Origin of the sequence: Bradyrhizobium sp. R2.2-H (genome assembly GCF_004346455.1) — a bacterium.
In the GTDB taxonomy this organism is placed as follows: Bacteria; Pseudomonadota; Alphaproteobacteria; order Rhizobiales; family Xanthobacteraceae; genus Bradyrhizobium; species Bradyrhizobium diversitatis.
This window is the reverse complement of record NZ_SMBR01000010.1, coordinates 91,540-103,831: the sequence shown is the minus strand read 5'-3', so window position 1 is coordinate 103,831 and position 12,292 is coordinate 91,540. Positions and strand designations below refer to the sequence as shown.

The 12,292-nt window shown below is 65.8% G+C and carries 12 protein-coding genes; 9 read left to right on the top strand and 3 right to left on the bottom strand.

Annotation, left to right across the window (positions count from 1 at the left end; translation table 11 throughout):
• The first annotated feature begins 1 nt into the window (after position 1).
• The 9 genes from EDE08_RS25175 to gmk all read left to right on the top strand — a co-directional run bounded on the left by EDE08_RS25175 (position 2) and on the right by gmk (position 8,794).
• Entirely contained in the window at positions 2-706 is a 705-nt protein-coding gene (locus EDE08_RS25175; RefSeq protein ID WP_131871542.1) for a TetR/AcrR family transcriptional regulator C-terminal domain-containing protein, read from the top strand.
• Positions 707-709: 3 nt separating this feature from the next.
• Positions 710-1,735: a fatty acid desaturase family protein gene (locus EDE08_RS25170; RefSeq protein WP_131871543.1), complete on the top strand. Its 1,026-nt coding sequence runs from the start codon at positions 710-712 to the stop codon at positions 1,733-1,735.
• Between the two features lie 173 nt (positions 1,736-1,908).
• Positions 1,909-2,868, top strand: coding sequence for an ACP S-malonyltransferase (fabD, locus tag EDE08_RS25165; RefSeq protein ID WP_131871544.1), 960 nt, complete (start codon positions 1,909-1,911; stop codon positions 2,866-2,868).
• Between the two features lie 102 nt (positions 2,869-2,970).
• A complete protein-coding gene (gene fabG, locus EDE08_RS25160) occupies positions 2,971-3,708 on the top strand; it encodes a 3-oxoacyl-[acyl-carrier-protein] reductase (RefSeq protein WP_027574176.1) in 738 nt (245 codons plus the stop codon).
• A 309-nt stretch (positions 3,709-4,017) separates the two neighbouring features.
• Entirely contained in the window at positions 4,018-4,257 is a 240-nt protein-coding gene (locus EDE08_RS25155; protein WP_008551805.1) for an acyl carrier protein, read from the top strand.
• Positions 4,258-4,364: 107 nt separating this feature from the next.
• Positions 4,365-5,630: a beta-ketoacyl-ACP synthase II gene (gene fabF, locus EDE08_RS25150; RefSeq protein ID WP_131871545.1), complete on the top strand. Its 1,266-nt coding sequence runs from the start codon at positions 4,365-4,367 to the stop codon at positions 5,628-5,630.
• A gap of 125 nt (positions 5,631-5,755) precedes the next feature.
• Positions 5,756-7,030 (top strand): endolytic transglycosylase MltG, encoded by a 1,275-nt coding sequence (gene mltG, locus EDE08_RS25145; protein WP_131871546.1) that lies wholly within the window; start codon positions 5,756-5,758, stop codon positions 7,028-7,030.
• A 213-nt stretch (positions 7,031-7,243) separates the two neighbouring features.
• Complete coding sequence (locus EDE08_RS25140) at positions 7,244-8,131, top strand: YicC/YloC family endoribonuclease (RefSeq protein ID WP_131871547.1); 888 nt, start codon at positions 7,244-7,246, stop codon at positions 8,129-8,131.
• 3 nt (positions 8,132-8,134) lie between these two features.
• Entirely contained in the window at positions 8,135-8,794 is a 660-nt protein-coding gene (gene gmk, locus EDE08_RS25135; RefSeq protein ID WP_131871548.1) for a guanylate kinase, read from the top strand.
• On the opposite strand, the gene EDE08_RS25130 is transcribed toward gmk, so the two are convergent.
• The 3 genes from EDE08_RS25130 to EDE08_RS25120 all read right to left on the bottom strand — a co-directional run bounded on the left by EDE08_RS25130 (position 8,727) and on the right by EDE08_RS25120 (position 11,955).
• Positions 8,727-9,938: a hypothetical protein gene (locus tag EDE08_RS25130; protein ID WP_165936164.1), complete on the bottom strand. Its 1,212-nt coding sequence runs from the start codon at positions 9,936-9,938 to the stop codon at positions 8,727-8,729. The two genes, gmk and EDE08_RS25130, sit on opposite strands and share 68 nt — an antisense overlap.
• Positions 9,939-10,088: 150 nt before the next feature.
• Entirely contained in the window at positions 10,089-10,583 is a 495-nt protein-coding gene (locus EDE08_RS25125) for a hypothetical protein (protein WP_131871550.1), read from the bottom strand.
• Positions 10,584-10,608: 25 nt separating this feature from the next.
• On the bottom strand, positions 10,609-11,955 hold the full coding sequence (locus tag EDE08_RS25120; protein WP_131871551.1) for a caspase family protein: 1,347 nt from the start codon (positions 11,953-11,955) through the stop codon (positions 10,609-10,611).
• Positions 11,956-12,292: the final 337 nt, after the last annotated feature.

The following is a 12,292-nucleotide window of genomic DNA, read 5'->3' as shown; positions in this document are numbered from 1 at the left end:
CATGGTAGAAACCTTGGCCCATGAGCCGCTCGAGGCGGCGGGCGACCCCAAGCACGCCGCGCGTGCGACGCGCTCGGCCGGTCGCAAAATGCGGTCGCTGCTCCTGGACGCCGCGAGCCCGCTGTTTCGGGAGCGGGGGCTGTCCGGCACGGCAATCACCGACATCGCGGCTGCCGCGGACGCGTTCCCGAGCCAGATCACCTATTACTTCCGCACCAAGGAGGCGCTGTTCGTCGAATGCGCCTGCCGCGATCTCTTGTATCTGGCACGCGCCACCGAGCAGGCGGCGCTGAAGGCGCGCACGCCTGGGGAATACATCCACGCGCTGGCCAAGTCCGTGACGGCGAGCGATTCGGTTGCCTTCTTCGCCGAAGCGCTGACGCTGACGCGTCGTCGCCAGGATCTCGCGCCCCTCGTGGAGCGCACCATCGAACGCCTGCACAGCGAGGGTACGCGCGCTTATGCGGGGCAGGTCGAGCGGCACGGCTGGCGCTCCCTGCGTGCGCCCGACGAAACCTCGCGGCGGTTCTGGGCCGTCGCCATCGGCGTCATTCTCGAAGGCTATGCCATGGGCCGTTCGCCGGAGGAGCTCTGCGCCGAGATGCTGCGCGTGCTGGGCGAGCAGGCGAAATCCACCGGCGACACCGCCCGCCTGCGCCTCGTCGAGGAGGCCGGCGCATCCAGCAATTCGAATGAGGAGGGTTAGGCCATGACCGCGCTTCGCATGCGTGCCCGCGATTTCCTGACCGACGATCAACTCGCCGACGTGCGCCAGCGCGTGACATGGAAAGGCGTGGCGCTGATCGCGCACGCCTGGACATTGATCATCGGTGCCATCGCCTTGGTCGCGTGGTGGCCCAATCCGATCACCTACATACTCGCCGTCGCCATCATCGGCTCGCGCCAGCTCGGCCTTGCGATCCTGATGCATGACGGTGCTCATGGCTGCCTGTCCGCCGACGAGAAGACCAATCTGGCGCTAAGCCAGTGGTTCTGCGCCTATCCGCTGTTTGCGGAGACGCGCAGCTACCGGCGCTATCACCTTCAGCACCATGCGCGCACCCAGCAGGAGGACGACCCCGATCTCGTGCTGTCAGCGCCGTTTCCGATCACGAAGCTGAGCTACCGTCGCAAGTTCATCCGCGACATCACCGGCCAGACCGGCTACCAGCAGCGCAAGGCGCAACTGCTCAACGCACTTGGGCCAAAGGACTGGCCGTGGCGGCAGCGTGCGGCGCATTTCTGGGAGAAACTTGGCCCGCAATGCATCGTCAACGCGATCATGCTTGCGGCGCTCGCTGCGGCTGGCGTGTGGTGGGCCTATCCGCTGCTATGGCTGGTGCCGCTCCTGACCTGGATGATGGTCATCACCCGCATTCGCAACATTGCAGAGCACGCCGTCGTCCCCGATAGCAGCGATCCCCTGCGCAACACCCGCACCACGCATGCCAATTTTCTCGAGCGCCTGTTCATCGCGCCGTATTACGTGAACTATCACCTCGAGCATCATCTGTTGTTCTACGTGCCCTGCTACAATCTGCCGAAGGTGCATCGCCTCCTCAGTGCGAGCCGGCACGCCGGCCGCATGGAAGTGCAGCCGAATTACGCGACGGTGCTGCGGCTGGCGACGGCCAGGCCGAACCGCGAGGATCGGCCGGGACAACTCGTCAACAGTGCGCGCCGCGCGCAGTCCGGGGCGGACGTCGATGCCAACCAGACCGCCGGCGGGTTTTGAGAAGGCGCATTCCCCGTTGAATGCTGGTCGAAGCCCCCATCCCGGCTTGACAGTGCGGCCCCGGACGGTGTCTACGGCCCCCTTTGGAGCATGATCCGGAACCATGGCCTAAGGCCGTGCGCAATCGGCTGCCGGTTCTCGATAGGACCATGCCCGACAAGCAGGGAGCGCCGATGACGGCTGCATTCACATTTCCTGGGCAGGGTTCCCAGGCGGTCGGCATGGGCAAGGCCCTGGCCGACGCCTTTCCGGTGGCGCGCGCCGTGTTCGACGAGGTCGATGCCGCGCTTGGCGAGAAGCTGACGGCCACCATCTGGGAAGGTCCGGCCGAAACCCTCCAGCTCACCGAGAACGCCCAGCCGGCGCTGATGGCGGTGTCCGTCGCCACGCTGCGCGTCCTGGAGGCCGAGGCTGGTTTTTCCGTGGGACGAGATGCGGCTTTCGTCGCAGGTCATTCGCTTGGTGAATATTCAGCGCTGGCTGCGGCCGGCAGCCTGACGGTTTCGGATACCGCCCGTCTGCTTCGCACGCGCGGTCTCGCAATGCAAAAGGCCGTCCCGGTCGGCGCCGGCGCGATGGCTGCGCTGCTCGGTCTCGACTATGAAGCCGCCATGGAGGTCGCCGGCGAGGCGGCGCAGGGGCAGGTCTGCCAGGCCGCCAACGACAATGGCGGCGGGCAGGTGGTGGTCTCGGGCGACAAGGCCGCGGTCGACCGCGCCGTCGAGATCGCCAAGGCCAAGGGCGCCAAGCGCGCGATGTTGCTGCCGGTGTCCGCGCCGTTTCATTGCAAGCTGATGCAGCCGGCTGCGGACGCCATGGCGGCCGCGCTGGCCGAGGTGACGATCAAGGCGCCGGCCGCGCCGCTGGTGTCGAACGTGCTGGCGAGCGCCATCACCGATCCTGACGAGATCCGCCGCCGCCTGGTCGAGCAGGTCACCGGCACGGTGCGCTGGCGCGAGTCGGTCGCTTACATGGCCGGGCAGGGCGTCACCCGCTTCTTCGAGATCGGCGCCGGCAAGGTGCTGACAGGTCTCGTCAAGCGCATCGCGGACGGTGCCGTGGGCGTTGCGGTCGGCGGTCCGAACGATATTGCCGCCGCCAGGGATGCATTGGCCGCTGCGAAGCAGGCTTGAAGCGCGATGAATGGTCGCCGCGCTTGAGTTCTCGAGTTGACGCATGATCTTTCCGGAAAACCGCTGCGCATTTTTCCGGGTCGTGCTTTGGAGGAGTTATCTATGTTCGATCTGACTGGCCGAAAGGCGCTCGTCACCGGCGCGACCGGCGGCATCGGCGGCGCGATCGCGCAGGCGCTGCACGCGCAGGGCGCCACCGTTGCGATATCGGGGACGCGGAAGGAAGTGCTGGACGAGCTTGCGGGCAAGCTCGGCGAGCGCGCCCATGTGCTGCCCTGCAATCTTTCCAAGGCAGACGAGGTCGAGGCGCTGGTGCCGGCTGCGGAAGCTGCGATGGGCCAGGTCGACATTCTCGTCGCCAACGCGGGCATCACGCGCGACAACCTCTTCGTGCAACTCCGTGACGAGGACTGGGACGAGGTCATCAATGTCAATCTGACCGCGACCTTCCGCCTGGCGCGCGCTGCAACCAAGCTGATGATGCGCAAGCGCTTCGGCCGCATCATCGCCATCACCTCGGTGGTCGGTGTCACCGGCAATCCGGGGCAGGGCAACTATACTGCGTCGAAGGCAGGCCTGATCGGCATGATCAAGACGCTGGGTGCCGAATATGCCAAGCGTGGCGTCACCGCGAACTGCATCGCGCCCGGCTTCATCAAGACGCCGATGACGGATGCGCTCAACGACAAGCAGCGTGAAACGATTCTAACCAAGGTTCCGGCCGCCCGCCTGGGTACGCCCGAAGACATTGCGGCAGCCGCGGTCTACCTGAGTTCGAACGAAGCATCCTATGTCACCGGGCAGACCATCCACGTCAACGGCGGCATGGCCATGATCTGACGCTTCGTGCCGCACTGCCGTCAAGGCGGTGCCGGATGCGGCAAACGGCCGTTTCCGGAGCGAAATGAGGCTTGTAGTCAAGGCAATTGAAGTATGATAACCGGACCTTCAACGGATGGGCAAAGAACGCCATTGCAGGTTTTTGAAACCCTGTATATTGGCGATGCGGAGCCTTTGGCCGTCGTTCGCCGGGCCTGCATCGGTTAGGATGGGCCAAATCAAGTTCGTAAGCGAAGGCAGTCAAACGACCACGACGGCTCGTATCGTCCCGGGGGGTCGGGTCTACAGGGAACAACACGAGGTTAAGCAATGAGTGACATTGGCGAGCGGGTTAAGAAGATCGTGGTCGAACACCTTGGTGTTGAGCCCGAGAAGGTTGTCGACAACGCGAGCTTCATCGACGACCTCGGCGCCGACAGTCTGGATACCGTCGAGCTGGTGATGGCGTTCGAAGAGGAATTCGGTTGCGAGATTCCGGACGACGCTGCGGAAACGATTCTCACCGTCGGCGACGCCACGAAGTTTCTCGAGAAGAACGCGAAGAGCTAAGCTCTTCATTTTCGCGGGGACAACATTGAAACCGGACGGGCCGCTTCGCAGCGGTCAGCCGGTTTCTTGCTATTGGCCGTGAGTCTTTCGATGCGGAGTTTTCGGATATGAGGCGGGTTGTCGTCACGGGCCTCGGCATGGTCTCGCCACTCGGCTGTGGCGTCGAACCGACCTGGAAGCGCATCCTCAATGGCGAAAGCGGTGCGCGCAGGATCGAGAGCTTCGATGTCTCCGATCTTCAGACCAAAATCGCCTGCACGGTCGTGCGCGGCGACGGGACCAACGGCAGCTTCAATCCCGACAAGTGGATGGAGCCGAAGGACCAGCGCAAGGTCGACGACTTCATCATCTTCGGCATGGCCGCGGCCGGCCAGGCGCTCGACGACGCCAACTGGCATCCCGCGACTGAAGAGGACAAGTGCGCGACCGGCACCATGATCGGGTCCGGCATCGGCGGTCTCAACGGCATTGCCGAAACCGCCATCCTCCTGAAGGAGCGCGGACCACGCCGGGTGTCGCCGTTCTTCATTCCGGGCCGCCTGATCAATCTCGCCTCCGGCTACGTGTCGATCGCGCACGGGCTGAAGGGGCCGAACCATGCCGTGGTCACGGCCTGCTCGACCGGCGCGCACGCGGTCGGCGATGCTGCCCGCCTGATCGCGCTCGGCGATGCCGATGTGATGGTCGCGGGCGGCGCCGAGTCGCCGATCAGCCGCATCGGCATTGCCGGCTTCAACGCCGCGCGCGCGCTCTCCACCGGTTTCAACGAGACGCCCGAGAAGGCCTCGCGTCCCTATGACAAGGACCGCGATGGTTTCGTGATGGGCGAGGGCGCCGGCGTCCTCGTGCTGGAAGAACTCGATCACGCCAGGCGCCGCGGCGCCAGGATCTACGCCGAGGTGATCGGCTATGGCCTGTCGGGCGACGCCTATCACATCACCTCGCCGTCGCCCGACGGCGATGGCGGCTTCCGCAGCATGTTGGCGGCGCTGAAGCGCGCCGGCCTCACGCCGTCCGATCTCGACTACATCAACGCGCACGGTACCTCGACGCCGCTCGGCGACGAGATCGAGCTCGGCGCGGTCGAGCGTCTGCTCGGCAATGCCGCCTCCAAGGTTGCGATGTCCTCGACCAAGTCGTCGACCGGCCATCTCCTCGGCGCGGCGGGTGCGATCGAAGCGATCTTCGCGATCCTCGCGATTCGCGATAACGTCGTGCCGCCGACGATTAACCTCGACAATCCCTCGGTCGAGACTGCGATTGATCTCGTGCCGCACAAGTCGAAGGAGCGTGAGGTCAACGTCACGTTATCGAACTCTTTTGGTTTTGGCGGTACCAATGCGTCGGTGATCTTCCGCCGCTTGGCCGGTTAGTTTGCGTTTGAGACGAAACCACCGTTTTGCCGCATTCGGCGATAGTCATGGACGTGGGCGCGTGCATTTTGGCTGGGCAAGCGATTGTCGGCCGCGATTGAACCGGCAGGATTCAGGTTGTCTCTATGAGTGAAAGGCCGCCCATTTCACCCCGGAGTCCGCGGGCAGCGCTCGAGCCCGAGCAACTCCCGCCGCCGCCCAAGCGATCGGACCGCGCGCGCAATCCTCTCGTGATCATTGGCAATGCCATCATCACCCTTCTGCTGATCACCATGCTCGGCGCCGGCGGCGTCTATTATTACGGCCGGCAGCTGCTCGAAGCACCCGGGCCGCTCACGGAGGACAAGATCGTCAACATCCCGCAGCGCGCGGGCAAGCGTGACATCGCCGAGACGCTGAACAGGGAAGGGGTGACCGACATCAATCCCTGGGTGTTCATCGCCAGCGTCGCCGCGTTGAAGGCGAGCTCGGACCTCAAGCCGGGTGAGTATTCGTTCCAGAAGAACGCGTCGCTGCGCGACGTCATCGCCACCATCGTCGAGGGCAAGGTGGTGCAGCATGCCGTCACGATTCCGGAAGGTCTTACCTCCGAGCAGATCGTGGCGCGGCTGTCCGACAACGACATCTTCACCGGCAGCGTGCGCGAGCTGCCGCGCGAAGGCACGCTGTTGCCGGAGACCTACAAGTTCCCGCGCGGCACACCGCGCGAGCAGGTGGTCCAGCGCATGCAGCAGGCGCACAAGCGCGTGCTGGCCGAGATCTGGGAGCGCCGCAGTCCGGACATTCCGGTCAAGACGCCGGAGCAGCTGGTCACGCTGGCGTCCATCGTCGAAAAGGAAACCGGCAAGCCCGACGAGCGCAGCCGGGTCGCCGCGGTGTTCGTCAACCGATTGAAGCAGAGGATCAAGCTGCAGTCCGATCCGACGATCATCTACGGCCTCGTCGGCGGCAAGGGCACGCTGGGGCGGCCGATCAAGCGCAGCGAGATCACGCAGCCCTCGCCCTACAACACCTATGTGATCGAGGGCCTGCCGCCGGGCCCGATCTCCAATCCGGGCCGGGCCTCGCTCGAGGCCGCCGCCAATCCAGCCCGCACCCGCGACCTCTATTTCGTCGCGGACGGCACCGGCGGGCATGCCTTCACCGAGACCTACGACGCGCATCAGAAGAACGTCGCGAAGCTCCGCGCGATGGAAAAGCAGATCCAGAACGACACGGTCGAGCCGGCCGAGGAGGCGCAGCCGCCGGCGGGCAGCGCGCCGGCGGCCGCCGATACGCCGACCGCGACCACACCGGCGCGGCCGAGCCAGCAGAAGAAACCGCCGGCCACTCGTCCCGCCAATCCTGCGCCGGCCCGGCAGAGCGCGGTGCAGTCCTCTCCGCCGGTGGTCCAGCGCTAAAGCATGATCCGGAAAAGTGCGCAGCGGCTTTCCGAAAAGATCGTGCTTAAACAACAACCTAAAGCGCGATGACGATTCATCCAATCGCATCGCGCTTTAGACTTGCGGGCCTTGCCTGCGGACATTGCGGATTCCACTTTCCGGCAAAATAGTCTTAAGATTCGCGTGGCTTGATAGCCTCGCGAATCCCGTGTTCCTGGAGAATCTGAACCGATGGCGCTGTCGTCCATGACCGGCTTTGCCCGAAGCCACGGCGCGAGCGGGCCGTACACGTTCGAATGGGAATTGAAGTCGGTCAACGCCAAGGGGTTTGACCTCAGGGTGCGGCTGCCGCAGGGCTTCGAGGAGCTGGAGGCCCATGCCAAGAAGCACGCTGGCGAGCTGCTGTCGCGCGGAACGGTTTACGCCAATCTCAACGTCAAGCGCACCAATGCGGCCGCCACGGTCCGCATCAACGAGGACGTGCTCAATGCGGTCCTCAAGGCCGCCGCGCTGATCTCCGGCAAGGTCGACGCGGTGGCGCCGAGCATCGACGGCCTGCTCGCCATCAAGGGCGTGGTCGAGATCGCCGAGCCCGAGGGCGACGAGGAGGAGGATAAGGCCGCGCGTGCCGCCGCGGCCGAAACCTTCGACAAGGCGCTTGCCGACCTCGTCGAGATGCGCAGGCGCGAGGGAATTTCGCTCGGGCAGATCCTGACCCAGCGTGTCGACGAGATCGAGCAGCTTGCGAGCAAGGCGGAAGCTGCGCCGGGCCGCAAGCCCGAGGCGATCAAGGCCAGGCTCGCCGAGCAGATCGCAACCCTGCTCGACACCTCGGACCGGTTCGATTCCGACCGCCTGATGCAGGAGGCGATCCTGATCGCCACCAAGGCCGACATCCGCGAGGAGCTCGACCGCATCGCTTCCCACATCGCGCAGGCGCGCGAATTGATCGGCAAGGGCGGCCCGATCGGACGCAAGCTCGATTTCCTGGCGCAGGAGTTTCACCGCGAGGTCAACACCTGCTGCTCGAAGTCGAACGACATCGAGCTGACCAACACGGGGCTGGCCATGAAGAACGTGGTCGAGCAGTTCCGCGAGCAGGTCCAGAATCTGGAGTGATCGATGACGACGGGCGGTCACGGAACTGACGGTGTCGAGCGGCGCGGATTGATGTTCGTGCTGTCCTCGCCCTCGGGCGCGGGCAAGACGACACTGTCCCGGCTCCTGATCGAGCGGATGCCGGGCCTCAGGATGTCGGTCTCCGCCACCACGCGCGCCAAGCGCCCCGGCGAGGTCGACGGGCGCGACTATCTGTTCGTCGACAAGGCCAGGTTCGACGCCATGGTGAAGGGCGACGAGCTGCTGGAATGGGCGACCGTGTTCGACAACAGCTACGGCACGCCGCGCGTGCCGGTCGAAGCGGCGCTGTCGGCCGGGCAGGACGTGCTGTTCGACATCGACTGGCAAGGTACGCAGCAGCTGCGCGAGAAGGCGCGCGCCGACGTCGTCAGCGTCTTCATCCTGCCGCCGTCGGCCAGCGATCTCGAGAAGCGCCTGCATTCGCGCGCACAGGATTCCGACGAGGTGATCCGCAAGCGCATGAGCCGCGCTAGCCACGAAATGAGCCACTGGGCCGAGTACGACTACATCGTGATCAACCACGACATCGACGAGGCCTTCGCCGAGGTGCAGTCGATCCTGAAGGCCGAACGCCTCAAGCGCGAGCGGCGGATCGGCCTCGCAGGCTTCGTGCGAAGTTTGCAAGGTCAGCTTCAAGGTTAGGCCGGGACAGGCGCGGTCCTTCCTTCGCCAGCTGTTCGAGCATCGTCGTGATGACATCGATGTCGACGGCATCGGCGTCATGGCCTGCCGGCGCGTCATCGTGCTCCTCGCCGATTTCGGCGGCGGTGAGCTGGGGAGCCGGGGCGACGGTCTCGATTTTCTTGTCGACCGCCTTCGTCTCGACCTTGTCTCTTCTGATCGCGACAGGTTCGGCCGGGGCGGCGGCCCGTTGCCTGCGCGCGTCGATCAACTCGATCTCGCGGCCGATCGCGGCGAGTTTTGTCCCTCGTTGTTTCGGCTGCGGACGTACCGCATCGAAGTCGACGGGGTGCTGCGGCTGGGCGTCGGCCGGCGTTGAAGCGAGCCAGGGCGCGCGGCTTCCGTCCTGGTCCTGTGTCTCCCAATCGCGCCAATGTCCGTGACGGTCGGCGGACTGGACGCGGACGCGCGCGCCGGCGAAGCGGTAGATGACGCTGCCGAGGATTCCGGCGAGCGCCAGCGCGCCACCGATCACGAGCAGCAGCGTCTGGAGCGAGCCGGTCGGCTTGTCGGTCGTGCTGTCTGCCGCAGCGAGCGCCACCGGCGACGGGGATTTCGACGGCTTTGCGACCGGCTGCGTGGGTGCTGCGACGACGTTTGGCGCCGGCGGAGCGGACGCTGTGGAGACATCGGGCCAGGGCGCGGTGGCGGCGGGTTGCTGCGCGTTGCCGTCAGCGGTCTGCTCCGCGACTTGTTCGACCGGTGTTGCGGCGGCGGCTTGCGCGGGGGCGCTCGGCGTCTTCGGGGCGGCGCTGCTCCGTGGCGTCGGATATTCGGCGCGCGCGTCCTGCACAGCGTGTTGCTGCGGCGCCGGCGCATCGGCCGTCGGCGTATCGCTCGAAGCCTGCGCGGTCTGTGCGGTTTTCGCGCTGTCCTTGTCGCCGGCGGCACGCAGGTACCAGCATTGCCGCTTGGTGGTGCGTTCGAGGCGGTAGTACCAGTGCTGTCCCTGCGGCGCGGGGCCCTTTGGCGCTGCGAGGCAGTCGGAAGCCGTGCTGGCAGCGCTCGACGGAGCCGGCGCGCTCTGCGACACGGCAGCCAGCGGTGCACCGGCAATGATGCCGCCAATAAGCGCAGATACGAATTTTGCGGTTCGGTTGCCCATCCTGGTCTCCCGGTTACGCATGACGCAACTCTCAACCAGCCCTTTCTCGTCAAAGAGTTGGGTGGCAATGAGCCGCAAATCCGGAGAGGATGTGGCTTGAATCGGGCCTCTGGCGCGATCGTTCCGCCGCGATGTCGGGCTTTTTCGATCTTACTGCTTGGCTGAAGTCCAGGTTCCGCCGCAGCCGTCGGAGCGACGCCACGTCCCGGACCCGCTGCGGCCGGAGAGGCGGCCCGCGCCGGTGAAGGTTACGCCCTGGCCTTGTCCGCGCGTAGAGACCGAGCCGCTCGGGCTGACGGTTCCGCTGACGCCTTCGCCGATGACGCGGCCGGACGTGACGACCACCGCACCGGTGGTCGAGCCGCCGCAGCCGATGCTGGTGACCATCCAGGCGCCGTCGAAGCTTCCGCCGCCACCTCCGCCACCGCCTCGCCGCGACGACGAGCGCGGCTCTTCGGCCGGCTTGCTCCGGCGTGCGGACGGAGCCGGTTCGGCCGAGCGCTCCGAACGCGAGCCCGACAGCGACTTCTCGTCATTGCCGATCGAGCCGCCGGCGCTGCCGGATTGCGCGTAGGCGGCCGACGAGGCAATGGCGAGGTTGAGGAGAAAGGCGAGGGCAGTCGTAAGGGTGACGGCGTTGGGCATGAGTGAAAAATCCAAAAAAAACGTATCAGCGGCCGGAGCCGTCGGCGCAGACGGCTCCGATAATGCGGCAAGCTTTGCCAGCCTTGCCGCATTCGTCAAGCGCGGCGTCCCGGGCGTGCTGCACGCTGTCGCGCTGGACCAGCGACCACGACTTGTCGGAGATGGCGAAGGCGCCGCAGCTTCGGCCGTAGAACGAGAGCTCGATCGGGCATTTGGCGCCGGCGCAATTGCCCCGCGCATCCGCGACCGAGGCACGCCGCGAGGCGTGATTCCAAGACATGCCCCATTTGCTGCCGTCGGGCCCGTAGACGATCGAGCCCCAGGGCTTCAGATCCTCCATCTTGCGCATCCGCAGCAGCAGGCCTTCGGTTGCTTCACCGGTCGCGGCCATCGAAATCCGCTGCTGGAGTTTCGTGATCGCGCGGGTCAGGCCGTCGGGCGTGTCAGGATCGAAATTGAGCTCGTAGAGCCGCTCGCTCAGTTCGCTGAGCAGCGCGGCATCGCGCAAGGGCACGCGGTCGGGGTCGGCGCGCAGGCGCTCCGCGGGCAGGGGATCGGGCTGCATCGCCGCGACCTGCGGCGGTGCGGTTTGCGTCGGCGGCACGAAATAGAACGTGCCGTCGATCGGCGAGGACGACACCCAGGGCTGCTGGGCGCCTGCGGTGGCGCGTTTCACGGCAAGACCGACCTGGTTGAAGGTCTGAAACACGTCGAGGCCAGCGACCCGGATCGTGGTGGCCAGCGCCTTGGTATAGGGGCTGTGGCCGTCGCTGCCGTCCTGGGCAACGTTGCCGGGCTGGGTCGCGTAGGAAATCAGCGTGCCCTCGGGCGCACGCATCTGGGCCAGGCCGCCGTCGGAGGAGCGCAGGCCGCGTGAGCCAAAGGGGTTGTTGCGACATGCATCGAGGATCACGAGGTTGAGCCGCGTGCCCGAGCCCTGCATCTGGCGCAGCACGAGGTTGACATCGGTCATCTGGAAATCGACGTCGGCCTCGCGGGTCGGGTTGGCGCCGACGGGCACGAGATAGTTTGAGCCCGCCACCTGCACGCCGTGGCCGGCATAATAGAACAGCGCGACGTCGGCGCCCTGGACCTGCCGGCCAAAGCTCTGCACCGCGAGGTCCATCGCGCCCTTGTCGAGATCGAGCTGTGCGCGTCCGCCGACCAGCGAGAAGCCGAGCGTGCCGAGCGTCTCCGCCATCAGGCTCGCGTCCCTCGACGGGTTGTCGAGCGGGGTGATGTTCTTGTAGGCGGAGTTGCCGACCACGAGCGCGATGCGCTTCTCGGCCGAGGCTTGAAGCGTCGTGGCAGCGAGCATGCCGGCGACCAGCGCGGCCAACCCCAGGACGCGATTGAAAATCCTCGCGCGCATCAAAATGCCTCAAAACAACGACGCCATCCTACCAGCCCGGCGCGCGGACGGAAAGCGGCGCGACATGCCGTGCGATGGCCCGATGGAGGCCAAAGGGCACATGGACACTGGCCTGCGACGATAGGCTATCGGCGGTCACCCGGACGCGGGGACGCGTTCGCCTCGGCCGCCGCCCGTGACCCGAAGCAGACATTTTCTTCGGAGGGCAATCGTGCTTTCTGAAAAGATCCTCCCCGGTGTTCATTCACAAAGAGTGCGCGATCTGTTCTCCTGGTTGCGTGTCGGGATGACCGCAAGGGTTCGTTGTTGAGCACAATCTCCGAGACGAGATCCGGCG

What these genes read in the sequence shown, in the direction of transcription:
- EDE08_RS25175 (WP_131871542.1), top strand. Translation starts at nt 2, where the DNA reads ATGGTAGAAACCTTGGCCCATGAGCCGCTCGAGGCGGCGGGCGACCCC.
- EDE08_RS25120 (WP_131871551.1), bottom strand. Translation starts at nt 11,955, where the DNA reads ATGCGCGCGAGGATTTTCAATCGCGTCCTGGGGTTGGCCGCGCTGGTC.
- EDE08_RS25130 (WP_165936164.1), bottom strand. Translation starts at nt 9,938, where the DNA reads ATGGGCAACCGAACCGCAAAATTCGTATCTGCGCTTATTGGCGGCATC.
- EDE08_RS25155 (WP_008551805.1), top strand. Translation starts at nt 4,018, where the DNA reads ATGAGTGACATTGGCGAGCGGGTTAAGAAGATCGTGGTCGAACACCTT.
- EDE08_RS25125 (WP_131871550.1), bottom strand. Translation starts at nt 10,583, where the DNA reads ATGCCCAACGCCGTCACCCTTACGACTGCCCTCGCCTTTCTCCTCAAC.
- fabD (WP_131871544.1), top strand. Translation starts at nt 1,909, where the DNA reads ATGACGGCTGCATTCACATTTCCTGGGCAGGGTTCCCAGGCGGTCGGC.
- fabF (WP_131871545.1), top strand. Translation starts at nt 4,365, where the DNA reads ATGAGGCGGGTTGTCGTCACGGGCCTCGGCATGGTCTCGCCACTCGGC.
- EDE08_RS25140 (WP_131871547.1), top strand. Translation starts at nt 7,244, where the DNA reads ATGGCGCTGTCGTCCATGACCGGCTTTGCCCGAAGCCACGGCGCGAGC.
- gmk (WP_131871548.1), top strand. Translation starts at nt 8,135, where the DNA reads ATGACGACGGGCGGTCACGGAACTGACGGTGTCGAGCGGCGCGGATTG.
- mltG (WP_131871546.1), top strand. Translation starts at nt 5,756, where the DNA reads ATGAGTGAAAGGCCGCCCATTTCACCCCGGAGTCCGCGGGCAGCGCTC.
- EDE08_RS25170 (WP_131871543.1), top strand. Translation starts at nt 710, where the DNA reads ATGACCGCGCTTCGCATGCGTGCCCGCGATTTCCTGACCGACGATCAA.
- fabG (WP_027574176.1), top strand. Translation starts at nt 2,971, where the DNA reads ATGTTCGATCTGACTGGCCGAAAGGCGCTCGTCACCGGCGCGACCGGC.